The following is a 20,675-nucleotide window of genomic DNA, read 5'->3' as shown; positions in this document are numbered from 1 at the left end:
CACTCGTGCTCTCCGAGGCCCCCGGCCGCGTCCACGGCGCCCTGGAGTACGCGACGGAGCTGTTCGACGCAGCCACCGTGGCGCGGCTCGTGGAGCACTTCCAGGTGCTGCTCGGCGCAGCGCTCGCCCGGCCCGAGACGCCCGTCTCCCACCTGCCCCTGGCCACGGAGGCCGAGCGCCGCGCCTGGCCCTCGCCCCGTGCCTCGCCGGGCTTCACCTCCGTGCCCGCCCTCCTCGCGGAGCGGCGCGCGCGGCACGCGGACGCGACCGCCGTCTCGCGCGGGGACACGCACTGGACCTGGGCGGAGCTGGGCGCTCGCGCGGATGCGCTGGCCTCGCGGCTGAAGGCCCTGGGCGTGACGGCCGGGACGCCGGTGGCCGTGTGCCTGCGCTCGTCGCCGGAGAAGCTGGCCGCGCTGTGGGGCGTGCTGGCCGCCGGGGGCGCGGGCATCGCGCTGGGGCCCGCGGACCTGGGGCAGCTGCCCGTGTACGCGCCGGAAGGCGCCCGCGTGCCGGTGCTCGTCACCACGCGCGCGCTGGTGGCCTCCGTGCGCGTGGAGGCTTCGCGCGTCGTGTACGTGGAGGACGTGGACGCGCCGGGTGCGTCGTCCTCCAACGCCTGGGACGCGCACGCGCTGGCGTGGCTGCTGCCCACGGGCTCCGGCCAGCCAGCGTGGGCGCTGGGCCACCACGAGCTGTCGGAGTTCTTCACCGGCCTGGACACGCGGCTGTCCCCGCCGGATGGCGGCGCGTGGCTGTCCGCGAGCGAGGCGTCCGCGGACCGGCCGGAGCTGGAGGCCCTGTGGGCGCTCACGCGCGGGCTGCGCGTGGTGTACCCGCCGGAGCGCATCACCGCGCGCCTGGTGAACCTGCACGGCGGCGGGCCTCGCGCGAAGGCGATGGACCTGAGCCTCATCTACTTCGCCAACGACGAGGACACGCTCCAGGGGCCGAAGTACGAGCTGCTGATGGAGGGCGCGAAGTTCGCGGACGCGCACGGCTTCTCCGCGGTGTGGACGCCGGAGCGGCACTTCCACTCGTTCGGCGGTCTGTATCCGCAGCCCGCGGTGATCTCCGCCGCGCTCGCGGCCGTGACGAAGCACCTGCACCTGCGCTCCGGCAGCGTGGTGCTGCCGCTGCATGATCCGCTGATCATCGCGGAGCAGTGGTCCGTGGTGGACAACGTGTCGCAGGGCCGGGTGGGCCTGTCGGTGGCCACGGGCTGGCACACGCAGGACTTCACCTTCGCGCCGGCCAACTTCGAGCGGCGCCGGGAGATCCTCCTGGAGAAGCTGGCCACGCTGCGCGCGCTGTGGCGCGGCGAGCGCTTCAAGCGTCCTGGCGGCGCGGGCACCACCATGGAAGCGGTGCTGCGGCCCAAGCCCGTGCAGAAGGAGCTGCCGGTGTGGCTCACCGCCACGTCCAACCCGGAGACCTTCCGCATGGCGGGCGAGCTGGGCGCGGGCGTGCTCACGGGCCTGCTGTCGCACTCGCTGGAGGAGCTGAAGCCGAAGATCGCCCTGTACCGCGAGGCGTGGCGCCGCAACGGCCACCCGGGGCGCGGCCACATCACCTGCATGCTGCACACGTACCTGGGCGACGACGACCAGGAGGTGCTGCGCCTCGTGCGCAAGCCGCTGCTCGCGTACTTCCGCAGCTCGGTGGACATCGTCACGTCCCTGCTGCTCACCCAGGGCTACCAGGGCGAAATCCAGAAGCTTTCCGCGGAGGACATCGACGCGCTGCTGGAGCACACCTTCGAGAACCACGCCAAGACGACCGGCCTCGTGGGCACGGTGGAAGGCGCCGTGAAGCGGCTGCGCGACGTGCGCGCGGCGGACGTGGACGAGGTGGCGGCCCTCATCGACTTCGGGCTCGAGACGCCGGTGGTGCTGGAGGGCCTGCGCCGGCTGGCCGTGGTGCGCGAGCGGATGGACGCGGAGGCCGCCGTCCGGCAGGAGCAGGTGCTGGTGGAGGCGGAAGCCGGCGTGGAAGGCCTGCTGGAGCTGGCGCGTGCGTCCGGCGCGGTGCTGGTGCACACGTCGGCCCGCCTGGCGCGCACGCTGAGCGAGCTGTCCGGTGCCCGGGAGTCCCTGGCCCACGTGGGCGCCCTGGTGGTGGAGGGCGCGTCGGTGGAGCTGGGCGCGGCGCTGCACCGGGCCGCGGGCGTGGAGGTGTGGCTGTCCGGTGACGCCCAGGAGGGCGCGCTCCTGCCGCGCACGCCGCGCGAGCGCATCCCCGCGAACCTCCAGACGTGGGTGCTGGACGCGGCGGGCCAACCCGTCCCCACGGGCGTGGTGGGCGAGCTGGCCCTCGCGGGCGCGGGGCTCCCCACCGCGCTGTGGCGCGCGGGGGATGAAGAGCACCGCCGCCTGGTGCCGCACCCGCGCGAGGCCGCGGCCCGCCTGTACCGCACCGGCCGTCACGCCCGCCTGCGCGCGGATGGCCGCGTGGAGCCCGTGGCTACGCCGTCCCGCCTCCCGCCTCCGCCCGTGGCGCGTCCCGCCGTCGTGGAGGCGCCGCGCCCGGTGGCGCCCGTCGCCACGCGTCCCGCCGCCCCGGTCGTGAACGAGGGCCCGCCGCCCATCCCGCGCGTGGGCCGCGACCGGCCGCTGCCCCTGTCCTTCGCGCAGCAGCGCCTCTGGTACCTCCAGCAGCTGGAGCCCGGCAGCGGCACGTACAACAACCCGTCCCTCTTCCGCCTCGTCGGAGCGCTGGACGTGGACGCGCTCCAGGCCGCGATGGACGCGCTGCTGGCCCGGCATGAGGTGCTGCGCAGCACGTACACCCTGGAGGGTGACCGCGCGGTGCAGGTCATCCACCCGCCGCGCGGCCTGCCGCTCCAGCTCCGGGATGTCGCGGGCGAGACGCCCGAGGCCCGCGAAGCGGAGATGCAGCGCTTCTGCAAGGCGTACGCGCTGCTGCCCTTCGACCTGGAGCAGGGCGTGCTGCGCGCGACGCTGCTGCGCCTGGAGCCCCAGGTGCACGTGCTGGCGCTCGTCTTCCACCACGCGGTGTCCGACGCGTGGTGCAACATGGTCATCGCGCATGACCTGACCGCGAACTACGCGGCGTTCCTCGCGGGCCAGCCGTCGCCCCTGCCGGAGCTGCCGGTGCAGTACGCGGACTACGCCGTGTGGCAGCGCGCGTGGCTGGACGGCGGCGAGCTGGAGGCACAGCTCGCCTGGTGGAAGCAGCAGCTCTCCGGGGCGCCCAACCTGGAGCTGCCCACGGACCGGCCGCGTCCCGCCGTCGTCTCCTTCGCGGGCGCGCGGCACCGCTTCACGCTGCCGCCGGAGGTCGCCACGCCGCTGCTCGCGCTGGGCCGCCGCAACGGCGCCACGACGTTCATGGTGATGATGGCGCTCTTCCAGACGGTGCTGTCGCGCTACTCCGGCCAGGAGGACTTCGTGGTGGGCACGCCCATCGCGGGCCGCACGCGTCCGGAGGTCGAGTGGCTGATGGGCTGCTTCATCAACACCCTGCCCTTCCGCTCGAAGCTGTCCGGCCTGCCGTCCTTCGTGGAGCTCCTGGGCCGCGTGCGCGCCCAGGCCCTGGAGGCCTACGCGCGCCAGGACGCTCCGTTCGAGCGCGTGCTGGACGTGCTCCAGCTGCCGCGCGACCTGAGCCGCTCGCCGCTGTTCCAGGTGAGCATCAACGTGGTCAACACGCCGGAGGCCAAGGCGCGCCCCGCCGGGCTGGAGCTGAGCGGCGTGGACGTGCCCTCCGACACGTCCAAGTTCGACCTGGGCCTGGAGGTGCTGGAGGGCCGCGACGGCTTCACCTGCCGCCTGGAGTACTCCACCGCCCTCTTCGACGCGGCCACCATCGAGCGTCTGGCGGAGCACCTGGTGGGCCTGGCGCGCGAGATTGTCGCCAGCCCCCAGACGCCCGTCGCGCTGCTGCCGCTGCTGGGTGACGCCGAGCGGCACCAGGTGTTGGGCGCCTGGAACGACACGTTCCGCGACTACCCGCACGACGCCTGCATCCAGGACCTCTTCGCCCGTCAGGTCGCGCTGCGCCCGGACGCGGTGGCGCTGGCGTTCGGCGAGGAGCGCCTGACGTACGCGCAGCTGGACGCGCGCACGAACCAGTGGGCGCACCTGCTGCGCGAGCACGGCGTGGGCCCGGACGTGCTGGTGGCGGTCTGCATGGACCGCTCGGTGGAGCTCATCGTCTCCCTGCTGGGCATCCTCAAGGCGGGCGGTGCCTACCTGCCGCTGGATGCGTCGTACCCGGCGTCGCGCCTGACCGCGATGCTGGAGGACGCACCCGCGAAGCTGCTGCTCATCACGCGGGCGACGCGCGCGTCGTTGCCCCTGCCGGCGGAGCTGCCGTCCCTCTTCGTGGAGGAGGCGCCCGTCGCCCACCTGCCCACGACGCCCGTGGTGGCGGGGACGCACTCGCGCCACCTGGCGTACGTGGACTTCACGTCCGGCAGCACCGGTCGCCCCAAGGGCGTCGCGGTGGAGCACCGCTCCGTGATGCGCCTGCTGCATCACCCGAGGTTCGGGCACCTGGGGCCGGAGGAGACCTTCCTGCTCGTCGCGCCCATCTCCTTCGACCCGACCACGCTGGAGATCTGGGGCCCGCTGGCGCACGGCGGCAAGCTGGCCGTGTTCCCGCCCACGTCGCCGTCGGACGTGGACCTGCTGGCCCAGGTCATCCAGCGCCACGGCGTCACCACGCTGCTGCTCACGTCGGGCCTCTTCACGCAGGTGGTGGACGTGAAGCTGGAGGCCCTGCGCGGCGTGCGGCGGGTGCTGGTGGGCGGCGACGTCGTGTCGCCCACGCACGTGCGCCGCGTGCTGGAGTCGGACCTGGGCACCGCCGTCGTCGCCTGCTACGGCCCGACGGAGTCCACCCTCTTCGCCTCCACGTACCCCGTGCCGGACGCGAAGTCGGTGGGGGGCACGATGCCCATTGGCCGGCCCATCGCCCAGACGCAGCTCTACGTGCTGGACAGGCATGGGCAGCCGGTGCCCGCGGGCGTCCCCGGCGAGCTGTTCATCGGCGGTGACGGCCTCGCGCGCGGCTACATCTCCCGGCCGGACCTCACCGCGGAGCGCTTCGTCCCGCACCCCTTCTCCTCCCGGCCCGGTGAGCGCCTGTACCGCACGGGTGACCTCGCGCGGTGGCGGCGCGATGGCGTGATGGACTTCCTGGGCCGCGCCGACAACCAGGTGAAGGTGCGCGGCTTCCGCATCGAGCTGCCGGAGGTGGAGGCCGCGCTGCGCGCCCACCCGGACGTGCGCGAGGCCGTGGTCGTGGTGCGCGAGGACGCGCCCGGCGACAAGCGGCTGGTCGCCTACGTCGTCCCGCACGGCGCCGAGCCGGGCCCGGGGGCGCTGCGCGACTTCCTGCGCCAGCGGCTGCCGGAGTACATGCTGCCGTCCGCGTTCGTCGCGCTGGCGGCGCTGCCGCTGACGTCGAACGCGAAGGTGGACCGCAAGGCCCTGCCCGCCCCCGGAGGCCAGCGCGCGTCCCGCAAGGAGTACGCCGCGCCGCGCACGCGGCTGGAGCGGACGCTGGCGGAGGTGCTGGGCCAGGTGCTGCGCGTGGAGCGCGTGGGCCTGGACGACAACTTCTTCGAGCTGGGCGGTGACTCCATCATCAGCCTCCAGGTCGTCGCGAAGGCGCGGCAGGCCGGCGTGCAGCTGCTGGTGAAGGACCTCTTCCAGCACCCCACCCTGGGCGCGCTGGCGGCCGTGGCCCGCGAGAGCGCGACCAGCCTCGCGGAGCAGGGCCCGGTGGTGGGTGACGTGCCGCTCACCGCCATCCAGGCGGACTTCCTGGAGCGCGAGCCGACGCACGCGCACCACTTCAACCACGCCCTGCTGCTGCGGGCGCGCCAGCCGCTGGTGCCGGCGCACCTGGAGCAGGCCCTCCAGGCGCTCGCCGTCCACCACGACGCCCTGCGCCTGAAGTACGTCCGGAGCACGGACGGCGCGTGGCGCCAGCGCGACGCGAGCCCCAACGAGGCCCCGCTCACGCTGCGCCAGGTGGACCTCTCCGTGCTGCCGCCCGAGGCGCGCCTCGCCGCGATGGAGCAGGAGGCCACGCGCGTCCAGGAGACCTTCGACCTGGCCTCACCGCCGCTCGTGCGTCCCGTGCTCTTCCACTTCGGGCCGGGCCAGGAGCAGCGCCTGCTGCTCGTCATCCACCACCTGGTGGTGGACACCGTGTCGTGGCGGATCCTCATCGAGGACCTGGAGGCCGTCTACCGCCAGGTCCAGTCCGGCCAGGTCCCCGCGCTGCCGGCGAAGACGACGTCCTTCCTGTCCTGGGCCCGCCGCCTGGAGACGCACGCCCTGACGGACGTGCTGGGGGCGGAGCTGGCCTTCTGGCGGGAGTCGGTGCGCGGCGACGTGGCCCCGCTGCCCACGGACGGTCCGGGCCCGCACACCTACGCCTCGCACCGCGCGGTGGTCGCGGAGCTGGACGCGGAGGAGACGCGGCTCCTGCTCCAGGAGACGCCCATCGCGTGGCGCGCGCGCATCGACGACGTGCTGCTGACGGCGCTCGCGCAGGCGCTTGGCGAGTGGACGGGGACGCCGGAAGTCCTCATCGACCTGGAGGGCCACGGCCGCGAGGAGCTGTTCGCGGACGCGGACGTGTCCCGCACCGTGGGCTGGTTCACGTCCCTCACCCCGGCCCTGCTGCGGCTGCCGGCGAAGGGCACGCTGGGGGACCGGCTGCGCGCCGTGCGCGACACGCTGAGCGCGTGGCCGAGCAAGGGCATCGGCTTCGGGCTCTTGCGCCACCTGGGGCCGCCGGAGGCACGGGCCGCGCTGGCCGCGCTGCCTCGGGCGCAGGTGTCCTTCAACTACCTGGGGCAGCTGGACGGCGCGACCGGCGCCAGCACCCTCTTCGCCCTGAGCGACGAGCCCGTGGGGCCCAACGTGGCGCCCCAGGCGGTGCACCCGCATGTGCTGACGGTGGAGGGCGCGGTGTCCGGCGGACAGCTGCGCCTGAACTTCGGCTATAGCTCCCTGCTGCACCACGAAGAGACCGTGCGGGCGGTGTCCCAGCGCTTCCTGTCCGCGCTGCGCGAGCTCATCTCCCAGCGCCACTCGGAGGACTCGCGCCGGCGGACGCCGAGCGACTTCCCGCTGGCACGCCTCTCCCAGGCCGCGCTGGACGCGGTGCTGGCGGCGCAGGGGCCCACGGTGGAGGACCTCTTCCCGCTCTCCGCGCTGCAGGAGGGCATGCTCTTCCACGCCCTCCAGGACCCGCACGCGGGCTACTACTTCGAGCACACCGCGTGGTCCATCCACTCGGACGTGGACATCTCGCTGTTCCAGCGGACGTGGCAGACGGCGGTGGACCGCAACCCCATCCTGCGCACGGCCTTCGTGTCCCAGGACCTGGCGTCGCCGCTGCAGGCGGTGCACTCGCACGTGGCGCTGCCCTTCGAGGTCCATGACTGGCGCCACCTGCCGGAGGACGCGCGGAAGGCCGGGCTGGAGCGGCTCATCGTCGTGGACCGCGCGCGCGGCTTCGACGTGTCGCGCGCGCCGCTGAGCCGGATGACCGCGGTGCGGCTGGCGGACGCGCAGTGGCGCTTCATCTGGAGCCACCACCACCTGCTGTTCGACGGCTGGAGCCTGGGGCTGTTCTTCCAGGAGGTCTTCGCCATCTACGACGCCCTGCGCGCCGGGACGCCGCTGCCTCCCGCCGGCCGGCCGCCGTACCGCGACTACATCGCGTGGCTGGGACAGCGCGACCTCGTCGAGGACGAGCGCTTCTGGCGCAACCAGCTCCAGGGCCTGACGGTGCCCACGCCCGTGCCCGCCATGCGTCCCGTGGCCACGGTCGCCACGGGCACCGTGAACCAGCCCATCCTCGGGGTGACGATTCCGGAGGCGCGCAGCGCGGCGCTGGAGGCCTTCGCCCGGCGGCACCAGCTCACGCTCAACACCCTGGCCCAGGCGGCCTGGGCGCTGGTGCTGGCGCGCCACGCGGACACGCGCGACGTGCTCTTTGGCACCACGCTGGCGGGACGTCCGCCGGAGCTCGCGGGCTCGGAGGCCATGCTGGGCCTGCTCATCACCACGCTGCCGGTGCGCATCGCGCTGCCGGACGACAGCGCGCCCGTGCTGCCCTGGCTCCAGGCCATCCAGGCGAAGCTGCTGGGCATCCAGCAGCATCAGCACACGCCGCTCGTCACCGCGCACGGGTGGAGCGACATCCCCCGGGGCGTGCCCCTCTTCCAGTCGCTGCTCGTCTTCGAGAACTTCCCCTTCGACGAATCGCTGCTGCGCCGCTCCACCGCGCTGGACCTGCGCGACCTGCAGATGGGCGAGAGCATCAACTACCCGCTGGCGGCCACGGTGCTCCCCGGCCGCGAGCTCCAGATGCACCTGGCCTACGACGAGAACCGCTTCGACGCGGAGTCCGTGCAGCGGGTGCTGGGCCAGTGGAATCAGGCGCTGGAAACCCTCATCCAGCCCGAGGCCCGGCTGTCCGACGTGTCCCTCCTGCCGGTCGAGGACCGCGCGTGGCTCTTGCGCACCGGCACCGGTGACGCCGTGGACTTCGAGCGCGAATCCACCGTGCATGCGCGCTTCGAGCGTCAGGCCGCCGCGACGCCGGACGCGGATGCCGTGGTGTTCGGGGAGACGACCCTCAGCTACCGGCAGCTCGACGCGCGGGCCAACCAGCTCGCGTGGCACCTGCGCTCGCTGGGCGTGGGCCCCGAGGTCACGGTGGGCCTGTGCCTGGAGCGCTCGGCGGAGGCCATCGTCGCGCTGCTGGCGGTGCTCAAGGCCGGTGGCGCCTTCGTGCCGCTGGACCCTTCCGCGCCCTCCGCGCGCAAGTCGTTCCTGCTCAAGGACTCTGGCGCGTCCGTGCTCGTGACGACGCAGGCCCTGGAAGAGGCGTGGCGCCCGGACGTGCCCCACGTGGTGCGGCTGGACGGCGCCGAACCTGTCCGACTGTCGGACAGGTTGGAGAGTCCGCCGGCGTCGGCCGGGGCGGGGAACCTCGCCTACGTCATCTACACGTCCGGCTCCACCGGCGCGCCCAAGGGCGTGATGGTGCAGCACCGCTCCGTGCTCAACCTGCACGGTGCGCTGACGCGGAGCATCTACGCGGGGCTGCCGCGCGGCCAGCGCATCACCGTGAACGCGCCGCTGTACTTCGACGCGTCCATCGAACAGGTGCTCCAGCTGCTGGACGGCCACTGCCTGTGCATCGTCCCGGAGGACGTGCGCGTGGATCCGGATGCCATGCTCGCGTGGTTGGAGCGTCAGCGCATCGACGCGCTGGACTGCACGCCGTCACAGCTCAAGCTCCTGCTGTCCGCCGGGTTGCTGGAGCGCGCCCACGTCCCCGCCCTGCTCTCCGTGGGCGGCGAGGCGCTGGACGAGGTGACGTGGCGGCAGCTCGCCGCGACGAAGCGCACGCGCACCTTCAACGGCTACGGCCCCACGGAGGTCACCGTGGACGCGACGACCTGGGCACTCCAGGACGCGCCGCAGCCGGTGCCCGTCATCGGGCGGCCGGTGGACAACCTGCGCGCCTACGTGCTCGACGCGAACCTGCACCTGGCGCCCATCGGCACGCCGGGCGAGCTGTGCTTCTCCGGTGAAGGCGTCACGCGCGGCTACCTGGGCCAGCCCGCGCTCACGGCGGAGCGCTTCCTGCCGGATCCGTTCAGCGACGCCCCCGGCGCGCGCCTCTACCGCACGGGCGACAAGGCCCGCTGGCGCGAGGACGGCACGCTGGAGTTCATGGGCCGCCTGGACTTCCAGGTGAAGCTGCGCGGCTACCGCATCGAGCTGGGCGAAATCGAGGCCACGCTGCGCGCACACCCGGGCATCCGGGACGCGGTGGCGCAGGTCCTCGGCGACCGGCTCGTCGCCTGGGTCGCGCCCCAGGTGGACACGTCCCACCTGGGCGAGCACGTGCGCCGCCACCTGCCGGAGTACATGGTGCCCGCCGCGTTCGTGGCGCTGGACGCCCTGCCCCTGACGCCCAACGGCAAGGTGGACCGCAAGGCGCTGCCCACCCCGGACGCCGCGCCGGTCACCGAGCGCGTCATCGAACCGCCCGCGACGCCGACGGAAGCGGCGCTCGTTCCCCTGTGGGCGGAGGTGCTGCGCGTCCCCGCCGTGGGTCGCCACGACGGCTTCTTCGAGTTGGGCGGACACTCGCTGCTGGCCACGCAGCTGGTGTCGCGCATGCGCACGCACTTCGGCGTGGAGCTGCCCCTGCGCGCGCTCCTGGAGGGCCCGACGGTCGCGGCGCTGGCCGAGCGCATCGACGCGCTCCGGCGGTCCCAGCCGCAGGCCCCCGAGGCCGCGGCGTCCGCCACGTCCGCCCTGCCCGCGCTGGTCCGCGCGGAGCGGCCGGACGTGCTGCCCCTGTCGTTCGCGCAGCACCGGCTGTGGTTCATCGAGCAGCTGGGCACGGCGGGCAATGCCTACAGCCTCCCGAGCCTGCTGGAGCTGGACGGCACGCTGGACATCATCGTGATGCTGGCCGCGTTCGACGAGCTGGTGCGCCGCCACGAAGCGCTGCGCACCACGTTCCGCTCGCACGAGGGCACGCCGTCGCAGGTCATCCACCCGCCCTTCCCCATGCCGCTGCGCAACGTGGACCTGTCCGCGCTGCCGACGGCGGAGGAGCGCGAGGCGGAGGCGTCGCGGCTGGCGCTGGAGGAGACGCGCACCCCGTTCGACCTGGAGCAGGGCCCGCTGTTCCGCGGGCTCCTCATCAAGCTTCAGCCCACGAAGCACCTGCTGCTGCTCAACACGCACCACATCATCTCCGACGGCTGGTCCACGGGCGTGCTGGTGCGGGAGATGGGCGCGCTCTACGCGGCGTTCGCGGCGGAGCAGCCCTCGCCGCTGCCGGAGCTGCCGGTGCAGGCCGCCGACCACGCCCTGTGGCAGCGCGGCTGGCTCCAGGGTGACGTGCTGGAGTCGCAGGTGGCGTACTGGCGCGGGCAGCTGGAAGGCGCCGCGCCGTACCTGGAGCTGCCCACGGACCACCCGCGTCCGGCGCGCCAGTCCTTCCGCGCGGGCGTGCAGCCCCTGACGCTGCCGCGCGACCTGAGCGACGCGCTGGAGTCCCTGGCGAAGCAGACGGCCTCCACCCCCTTCATGGTGCTGCTCGCGGCGTTCCAAACGCTGCTGCACCGGTACGCGGGCCAGGAGGACGTGCTCGTGGGCTCGCCCATCGCGGGCCGCCGTCACGCGGAGGCCGAGGATCTCATCGGCTACTTCGCGAACACGGTGGTGCTGCGCACGCGGGTCCGCGACACGCTCCGCTTCCGCGAGCTGCTGGACGAAGTCCGCGCCACCACGCTGGGCGCGTACGAGCACCAGGACCTGCCGTTCGAGAAGCTGGTGGAGGTGCTCCACCCGGAGCGCGACCTGGGCCGCACGCCGCTGTTCCAGGTGACCTTCACGCTCCAGAACGCGCCCATGCCGGAGCTGTCCCTGCCCGGCCTGACGCTGCGTCCCCGGGAGGCCAACCCGGAGGCCATCCTCTTCGACCTCCAGTGCATCCTGATGCGCACGCCGGACGGCTTCGACGGCGCGCTCGTCTTCAACCAGGACCTGTTCGAGCCGGCCACCGCGGCCGGCATGGCGGAGCACCTGCGCGTGCTGCTGGAGGCCGCCGTCCGCGCGCCGGACACGCGGCTGTCGCAGCTGCCGTGGCTCACGGAGGCGGAGCGTCAGCGGCTGCTCGTCGGGTGGAACGACACCGCCCGGGACTACCCGCGCGACGCGTCCGTGGCCGCCCTCTTCGCCGAGCAGGCCGCGCGCACGCCGGACGCCATCGCGCTGAAGGCCGGCGCGGAGACGCTCACGTACGCGGCGCTGGACCGGGCGTCGAACCAGCTCGCGCACCACCTGCGGCGCCAGGGCGTGCGGCCCGGCCACCGGGTGGGCGTGTGCCTGGATCGCTCCTTCGAGCTCGTCACCGCTCTGCTGGGCATCCTCAAGGCCGGCGCGGCGTACGTGCCGGTGGACGTGAAGGCCCCCGCGGAGCGCATCACCTGGATGCTCCAGGCGGCCAGCGTCAGCGTGCTCGTCACGCAGGAGGCCCTGGCGGACGAGCTGCCCCAGGTGACGGACCTCCAGGTCCTGCTGGACGGAGACGCCGCGCAGATTGCACGTCAGCCGGAGACGGCGCTGGACGTGGTGGTGTCCTCGGAGGCCTTGGCCTACGTGATGTTCACGTCGGGCAGCACCGGCCGGCCCAAGGGCGTCAGCGTGCCGCACCGGGGCATCACCCGCCTGGTGCGCGGCGCGGACTTCATCCACTTCGGACCCGAAGAAGTGTTCCTCCAGCTGGCGCCCGTCGCGTTCGACGCGTCCACGCTGGAGCTCTGGGGCGCGCTGCTCAACGGCGCGACGCTGGTGCTGGCGCCGCCCAAGGCGCTGTCGCTGGAGGAGACGGGCGCGCTGCTGCGGCGCGAGGGCATCACCACGCTGTGGCTCACCGCCGCCCTCTTCGAGCAGATGGTGCTCCACCAGGGCGACGCGCTGGCCCGCGTGAAGCAGGTGCTGGCGGGTGGCGACGTGCTGCCCGTGGAGCGCGTGCGCGAACACCTGAAGCGGCTGCCCGCGGATGCGGTGCTGGTCAACGGCTACGGCCCCACGGAGAACACCACGTTCTCCGCCACGCACACGCTGCGCGCAGGGGATGCCGTGGGCCGCTCGGTGCCCATCGGCCGGCCGCTGACGAACTCCACGGTGTGGGTGCTGGACGCAGCGCTCCAGCCCGTGCCGCCGGGCGTGCCGGGCACGCTGTACGTCGGCGGAGACGGCCTGGCCTGGGGCTACCTCCAGCGCCCGGACCTGACCGCTGAACGCTTCATCCCCCACCCCTTCGCCACGCAGCCCGGAGCGCGCCTCTACGACACTGGCGACCGCGTGCGCTGGCTGCGCGACGGGACGCTGGAGTTCCTGGGCCGCACCGACTTCCAGGTGAAGCTGCGCGGCTTCCGCGTGGAGCCGGGTGAGATTGAAGCCGTGCTGCGCCAGGCGCCGGAGGTCCAGGAGGCGGTGGTCGTGGTGCGCGAGGACGTGCCGGGCGACCGGCGCCTCGTGGCCTACGTCGTGTCCGGCGAGGACGACAGCGTCGACACGGGCGCGCTGCGGACCTCCGTGCAGAAGCAGCTGCCGGAGTACATGGTGCCGTCGGCCATCGTCGTCCTGCCGAAGCTGCCGCTGAGCCCCAACGGCAAGGTGGACCGCAAGGCCCTGCCCGCGCCGCAGGCCCGCGCCGCGGATCCGGCCGCGTCCGCCGCCCCCCGCAGCGCGCTGGAGAAGGCGCTCGCGGACATCTGGGCGGAGGTGCTTCACCTGGAGACCGTGGATATCCACGGCGACTTCTTCGAGCTGGGTGGGCACTCGCTGCTGGCCACGCAGGTGGTGTCGCGCATCCGCGCGTCGCTGGGCGTGGAGCTGCCGCTGGGCGAGCTGTTCCGCGCTCCCACGGTGGCGTCGCTGGCGGAGCGGCTGGTGGACGCGCGCCGCACCCAGGCCCCGCCGCTGGTCCGCGCCGAGAGGACGTCCCCGCCGCCGCTGTCGTTCGCGCAGCAGCGGCTGTGGTTCATCGACCAGCTGGAGTCGGGCAGCCCGCTCTACAACATGCCCCTGGCGCTGAACCTCGCCGGCGACCTGGACGTGGACGCGCTGCGCGCCAGCCTGGACGCGCTGATGGCGCGCCATGAGTCCCTGCGCACGACGTTCCGCATGGAGGCCGGAAAGCCGGTGCAGGACATCCATCCGGAGGGCCGCGTCCCCCTGGAGCTCGTGGACCTGACGGGCCTGGGCAGCCGCGCCGCGAAGCAGGCCGAGGCCCAGCGCCTGGGCCACGCGGAGACGCTGCGCCCGTTCGACCTGAAGCGCGGACCAGTCATCCGCGCCCTGCTGCTGAAGCTGGACGCGCGCGAGCACCTGCTGGTGCTGCACCTGCACCACATCGTGTCCGACGGCTGGTCGCTGGGCATCCTCGTGCGGGAGGTCACCTCGCTCTACGAGGCCCGGCGCGCCGGGCGTCCCCCTGCCCTGCCGGAGCTGCCGGTGCAGTACGCGGACTTCGCCATCTGGCAGCGCGGCTGGCTCCAGGGCGGCGTGCTCCAGGCGCAGGTGGAGTGGTGGAAGCACCAGCTCTCCGGCGCGTCGTTCGTGCTGGACGTGCCCACCGACCGGCCGAGGACCGCCACCGCCTCACAGCGCGGCGGACTCATCCGGGTGGCGCTGCCGCGCTCCCTCGCCGAGCGCGTGGATGCGCTGGCGCAGGCGGAGGGCGCCACGCCGTTCATGGCGCTGCTGGCGGCGTTCCAGGCCGTGCTGTCGCGCATGTCCGGGCAGGACGACGTGCTGGTGGGCTCGCCCATCGCGAACCGCCGTCACGCGGAGACGGAGGGCCTCATCGGCTTCTTCGTGAACATGCTGGTGCTGCGCGGCCGCATCGGCGCACGGACGACGTTCCGTGAGCTGCTGGCCCAGGTGCGCGCCACCACGCTGGGCGCGTACGAGCACCAGGACATCCCCTTCGAGCACCTGGTGGAAGCGCTCCAGCCCGAGCGCGACCTGGGCCGCACGCCGCTGTTCCAGGCGATGTTCGCGCTCCAGAACGCGCCCGTGTCGGAGCTGTCGGTGCCCGGCCTCTCCGTGACCCCGGCCCTCGTCGAGGGCGAGTCGCTGTCCCAGTTCGAGCTGGCGCTGGACCTGCACCGGACCGGCGACGGCTACGAGGGCGGCTTCCGCTACGCCGCGGACCTCTTCGACGCGAACACCATCGAGCGGTTCGTCGCCCACCTGCGCCGGCTGCTGGAGGTCGTCTGCGATGCCCCGGACCTGCCGCTGGCGGACGTGTCGCTCGTCTCGCCGGAGGAGCTGGTGCGGCTGGTGCGCACGGGCAGCGGTGAGTGGGTGGACTTCGAGCGCGACGCCACGCTGCACGGCCTCATCGAGCGGCAGGTGGCGCGCACCCCGGACGCCCCGGCCGTCGTGTTCGAGGACACGGCGCTGACGTACCGGCAGCTCGACACGCGGGCGAACCAGCTCGCGTGGCGGCTGCGCTCCATGGGGGTGGGCCCGGAGGTGCGGGTCGCCCTGTGCCTGGAGCGCTCCGTGGAGGCCATCATCGCGCTGCTCGCGGTGCTCAAGGCCGGCGGCGCCTTCGTGCCGTTGGATCCGGGAGCTCCCTCCGCGCGCAAGGACTTCGTGCTGCGCGACAGCGGCGCGGCCGTGCTCGTCACGACGGAGGCCGCGTGCGGCGACTGGAGCCCCTATGGCGCCCAGGAGCTGTGGCTGGACGTGGAGCAGGCCGGCCTGGGGGCCCTCTCGCATGAGCCCCTGCCCGCGCTGACGGGCCCGGAGCACCTGGCGTACGTCCTCTACACGTCCGGCTCCACGGGCACGCCCAAGGGCGTGATGGCGCAGCACCGCTCCGTGCTCAACCTGCACCGGGCCATGGGCCGCGCGCTCTACGCGGGTCAGCCCCGGGGCCAGCGCGTCACCGTCACCGCGCCGCTGTACTTCGACGCGGTGATGGAGCGGGTCATCCGGCTCATCGACGGCCACTGCCTGTACGTCGTCCCGGACTCGCTGCGCCTGGATCCGGAGGCGATGCTCGCGTGGCTGGAGCAGCACCGCATCGACTCGCTGGACTGCACGCCCGCGCAGCTCAAGCCGCTGCTGGCGGCCGGGCTGCTGGAGCGCGCCTGGGTGCCGCCCCACATCGTGCTGGGCGGCGACGCACTGGACTCCGAGTCGTGGCGCAAGCTGGCCGCGACGGACCGCACGCGCGCCTTCAACGCGTACGGCCCCACGGAGTGCACCGTCGGCACGACGACCGCGCCCATCCAGGGCAGCCCCAGGACGGAGCCCGTCATCGGCCGTCCGCTGGCGAACCTGAACGCGTACGTGCTCGACGCGCGGCAGCGGCTGGTGCCCTTCGGAACGCCGGGCGAGCTTTGCTTCTCCGGCGAAGGCATCACGCGCGGCTACCTGGGCCGCCCGGACCTGACGGCCGAGCGCTTCCTGCCGGATCCGTTCAGCGCGGAGCCCGGCGCGCGGCTCTACCGCACGGGCGACAAGGCCCGCTGGCGGCAGGACGGCACGCTGGAGTTCATGGGCCGCCTGGACTTCCAGGTGAAGCTGCGCGGCTACCGCATCGAGCCAGGCGAAATCGAAGCCACGCTGCGCACGCACGTCGCCGTCCGCGACGCGGTGGCGCTGGTCCGCGAGGACGTCCCGGGCGACGCGCGGCTCGTGGGCTACGTGGTGACGGACGCCGACACGGAGTCGCTGCGCGAGCACCTGCGCCGGCACCTGCCGGAGTACATGGTGCCGTCCGCTCTGGTCACCCTGCCCGCCCTGCCGCTGACGCCCAACGGCAAAGTGGACCGCAAGGCCCTGCCCTCGCCGGAGGCGCAGCTGCGCGCCGCGCGCTCGTACGAGGCCCCGGCGACGCCCGCGGAGGTGGCCCTGGCCTCGCTGTGGGAGGAGCTGTTGAACGTCCCCGTCGTGGGGCGCAACGACCACTTCTTCGAGCTGGGCGGCCACTCGTTGCTGGCCACGCAGCTGGTCTCCCGCATCCGCGCCCGCTTCGGCGTGGACGTGGGCGTCCGGGCGCTGTTCGAGTCGCCCACCGTGGCGGCGCTCGCCCAGCGGCTGCCGGACGCACCGGAGGCCAGCGCCCTGCCGCCGCTGCGGCCCGCCGCGACATCCGGCCCGCATCCGCTGTCGTTCGCGCAGCAGCGGCTGTGGTTCATCGACCAGCTCGACCCGGGCAGCGCGCTCTACAACATGCCCACGGCGCTGCGCCTCTCCGGCGCGGTGGACGTGCCCGCGCTCCAGCAGGCCTTCGACGCCCTGGTGCAGCGCCACGAAGCGCTGCGCACCACGTTCGAAGCGTACGACGGCGAACCCCGCCAGCACGTGCACCCCGCCGCCACCGGAGTCCTGTCGGTGGTGGACCTGACGGGGCTCTCCGACGACGCACGCGAGGCGGAGGCCCTGCGGCTCGCGAGCGAGGACGCGCTGACGCCCTTCGACCTCGCCGTGGGTCCGCTGGCGCGCCTCACGCTCTTGAAGCTGGGCGAAGAGGAGCACGTGCTGCTCCTGTGCCTGCACCACGCCATCGGTGATGGCTGGTCCATGAGCATCCTGGTGCGTGAGGTCACCGCGCTCTACGAGGCCTTCCGGAAGGGCCAGCCCTCGCCGCTGGCCCCGTTGCCGGTGCAGTACCCGGACTTCGCCGTCTGGCAGCGCGGCTGGCTCCAGGGCGAGGTGCTGGACGCGCAGCTCGCGTGGTGGACGCAGCAACTGGCCGGAGCCCCGCAGGCGCTGGCGCTGCCCACGGACAAGCCGCGTCCGCCGCAGCGTTCGGCGAGGGGCGCCACCTTCCCGGTGCGTCTGTCATCGACGTTGAGTGAGGCGGTGGAGGCGCTGGCGCAGCGTGAGGGGGCCACGCCCTTCATGGTGCTGCTCGCGGCCTTCCAGACGCTGCTGCACCGGTACTCCGGTCAGGAGGACCTGCTCGTCGGCACGTCCATCGCGGGCCGGCGCCATGCGGAGACGGAGGGCCTCATCGGCTTCTTCGTCAACACGCTGGTGCTGCGCGCGCGGTTCGACGGCCGCCCGTCGTTCCGCAAGCTGCTCGCGCAGGTGCGCACCACCACGTTGGGCGCATACGAGCACCAGGACATCCCCTTCGAGCGGCTGGTGGAGGCCGTACAGCCCACGCGCGACCTGTCACGCACGCCGCTCATCCAGGCCCTCTTCGCGCTCCAGAACGTGCCGGACTCCGAGGTGCGCCTGCCGGAGCTGACGCTGCGCCCGGTGGAGGTGGACCTGCCCACGACGAAGTTCGACCTGGACCTGACGCTCGGCCGCACGGAGCGCGGCTTCGAGGGCGTCCTGTCCTACGCCACGGACCTCTTCGAGCCCGCCACCGCGCGCCGGCTGTCGGAGCACCTGGTCCAGCTGCTGGAGGGCGCCGTCGCGAAGCCGGACGCCGCGGTGGACACCCTGCCCCTGCTGACGGCCGAGGAGCGCCAGTGGGTGCTGGAGGAGTGGAGCGGCGAGACCGCCGACTTCGAGGGCGACCTGCCCTTCCACACGCGCTTCGAGCAGCAGGTGACGCGCACGCCCAAGGCCCCGGCCGTGGTGATGGGCGACACGTCCGTGTCGTTCCATCAGCTCAACGTGCGCGCGAACCAGCTGGCGCACTACCTGCGGTCGCTGGGCGTGGGCCCGGACGTTCCGGTGGCGTTCTGCCTGGAGCGCTCGCCGGAGGCCATCGTCGCCATCCTGGGCATCATGAAGGCGGGCGGCGCGTACGTGCCGCTCGACCCGGCGGCCCCCGAAGCGCGCAAGGCCTTCGTCCTGGAGAACAGCGGCGCGGCCGTGCTGCTGACCACGCAAGCACAGGTGGAGGCGTGGCAGCCGGCGGTGCGGCACGTGGTGCGGCTGGACGCGGACGCGCGGCGCATCGAGTCGTCCTCGCCGGTCAACCCACGCTCGGGCGTGCGGCCGGAGCACCTGGCGTACGTCATCTACACGTCGGGCTCCACGGGCATGCCCAAGGGCGTGATGATCCAGCACCGCTCGCTGGCGCACCTGCAGCGCTCGCTGAAGGACGCGTGCTACACGCAGGCGCCTCCGGTGATGCGCGTGAGCCTCAACGGACCGTTCTACTTCGACGCGTCCGTGACCCAGTTGCTGTTGATGGGAGACGGCCACTGCCTGTGCATCGTCCCGGAGGCGACGCGGCAGGATCCGGAGGCGATGCTCGCGTGGCTGGAGCAGCAGCGCATCGACGCGCTGGACTGCACGCCGTCGCTGTTCAAGCTGCTGCTGGACGCGGGCTTCCTGGAGCGGCCGCACGTGCCGTCCATCTGCTTCATCGGCGGTGAGGCGATGGACGAGGTGACGTGGCGCGCGCTCGCGGCGACGGACCGCACGCGCGCCTACAACGCCTATGGCCCCACCGAGGGCACCGTGGCGTCGACCACGGAGCGCATCCAGGGCACCCGGCAGCCCACGCCCGTCATCGGCCGGCCCATGCTCAACGTGGGCGTGTACGTCCTGGATGCGAACCTGAACCCCGTGTCCGTGGGCGTCCCCGGCGAGCTGTTCATCGCGGGCGAAGGCCTGGCGCGCGGCTACCGCAACCGGGCGGACCTCACCGCGGAGCGCTTCATCCCCCACCCGTTCAGCACGGAGCCCGGGGCCCGCATGTACCGCACGGGCGACCGGGTTCGCTGGAAGCAGGACGGCACGCTCGACTTCATGGGGCGCGTGGACTTCCAGGTGAAGCTGCGCGGCTACCGCATCGAGCCCGGTGAAATCGAGGCCGCGCTGCGCACGCACCCGGGCATCCGGGAGGCGATGGTGCTGGTGCGCGAGGACGTGCCGGGAGTGCAGCGGCTGGTGGCGTACGTGGCGCCGGAGGTGGACACCGCTCCGCTCCGAAGCCACCTCCAGCGCTCGCTGCCGGACTACATGGTGCCGGCCGCCTACGTCGCGCTGCCGGTGCTCCCGCTGACGCCCAACGGCAAGGTGGACCGTGCTGCGCTCCCGGCCCCGGTGGACGAAGCCGCGAACCCCGAAGCGCGCGTGGGCCCCAGGGACGAGCGGGAAGCCATGCTCGCGAGCCTCTGGGCCGAAGCCCTGGGCGTGGCCGCGGTGGACGTGCGCACCAGCTTCTTCGAGCTGGGCGGGCACTCGCTCCTCGCGGTGCGGCTCATGGCGGCGGTGAACCGGGAGACGGGCCAGAAGCTCCCGCTGTCGGCGCTCTTCCAGGCCCCCAGCGTGGAGCGGTTCGCGGTGCTGCTGGGCGAGAGCGTGGCGGCGGAGCCGAAGCCCTTCACGCCGCTGGTGCCCTTCACGAAGGAAGGCACGGGCAGCGCGCCGCCGTTCTTCTGCGTGCACCCGGTGGGCGGCAACGTGCTGGCCTACGCGGAGCTGGCGCGGCGGCTGGGACCGGATCAGCCCTTCTACGGTCTCCAGGCCCGGGGCCTGGACGGTACGAGCCAACCGCTGGACACCGTGGAGGCCCTGGCCGCCAGCTACGTGCGGGCGCTGCGAGAGGTCCAGCCCACGGGCCCGTACCACCTGGGCGGCTGGTCGCTGGGCGGCGTCATCGCCTACGAGATGGCGTACCAGCTGCGCGAAGCGGGTGAAGCCGTGGAGCTGGTGGCGATGATCGACTCGTACGTGCCACAGCCGGTGCCGGACTCGGAGCCTGACCTGGACCGCACGCTGGCGGTGGGCCTGTTCGCGCAGGACTCGATGGGCGTGTCGCTGGCGGATCTGGATGTGGACACGGCGGAGCTGGCGACGCTGGAGCCCGAAGCGGCGCTCGCGAAGGTGCTGGAGGCCGCGGCCCGGACCGGCGCACTGCCGCCAGGAGTGGACGCTGGGAGCTCCACGGGGCTGTTCCAGGTCTTCGAGGCCAACCTCGAAGCGGCCCGGCGCTACCACCCTCCCGCGATGGAGCAGCGCGTGGTGCGCATCCAGGCGGAGGAGCTCGTGGACGACACGGGCACGGGAGACGGCGGCTGGACGGCGCTCGTGGGGGACCGGCTGGAGTCGCACCGCCTGCCGGGCACCCACTACACGCTGCTGCGCGAGCCGGGAGTGCAGGCCGTGGCGGAGCTGCTGGCGAAGGCCCTCCGAGCCCCGGGCCAGGAGTGA

General features: G+C 73.3%; 1 protein-coding gene (only partly in view). It reads left to right on the top strand.

Annotated features, from left to right (window positions below; genetic code table 11):
- On the top strand, nucleotides 1–20,675 hold the 3' portion of the coding sequence (locus NR792_RS07975) for a non-ribosomal peptide synthase/polyketide synthase (RefSeq protein WP_375759473.1). 16,477 nt of this gene lie to the left of the window's left edge; only the last 20,675 of its 37,152 coding nucleotides appear in the window; its start codon lies off the left edge, out of view; the stop codon is at nucleotides 20,673–20,675.

The sequence above is a fragment of the Corallococcus exercitus genome (assembly GCF_042231735.1).
Taxonomy (GTDB): domain Bacteria; phylum Myxococcota; class Myxococcia; order Myxococcales; family Myxococcaceae; genus Corallococcus; species Corallococcus exercitus_B.
The sequence above is the reverse complement of the archived record's forward strand: the minus strand, read 5'-3'. Positions and strand labels throughout refer to the sequence as shown.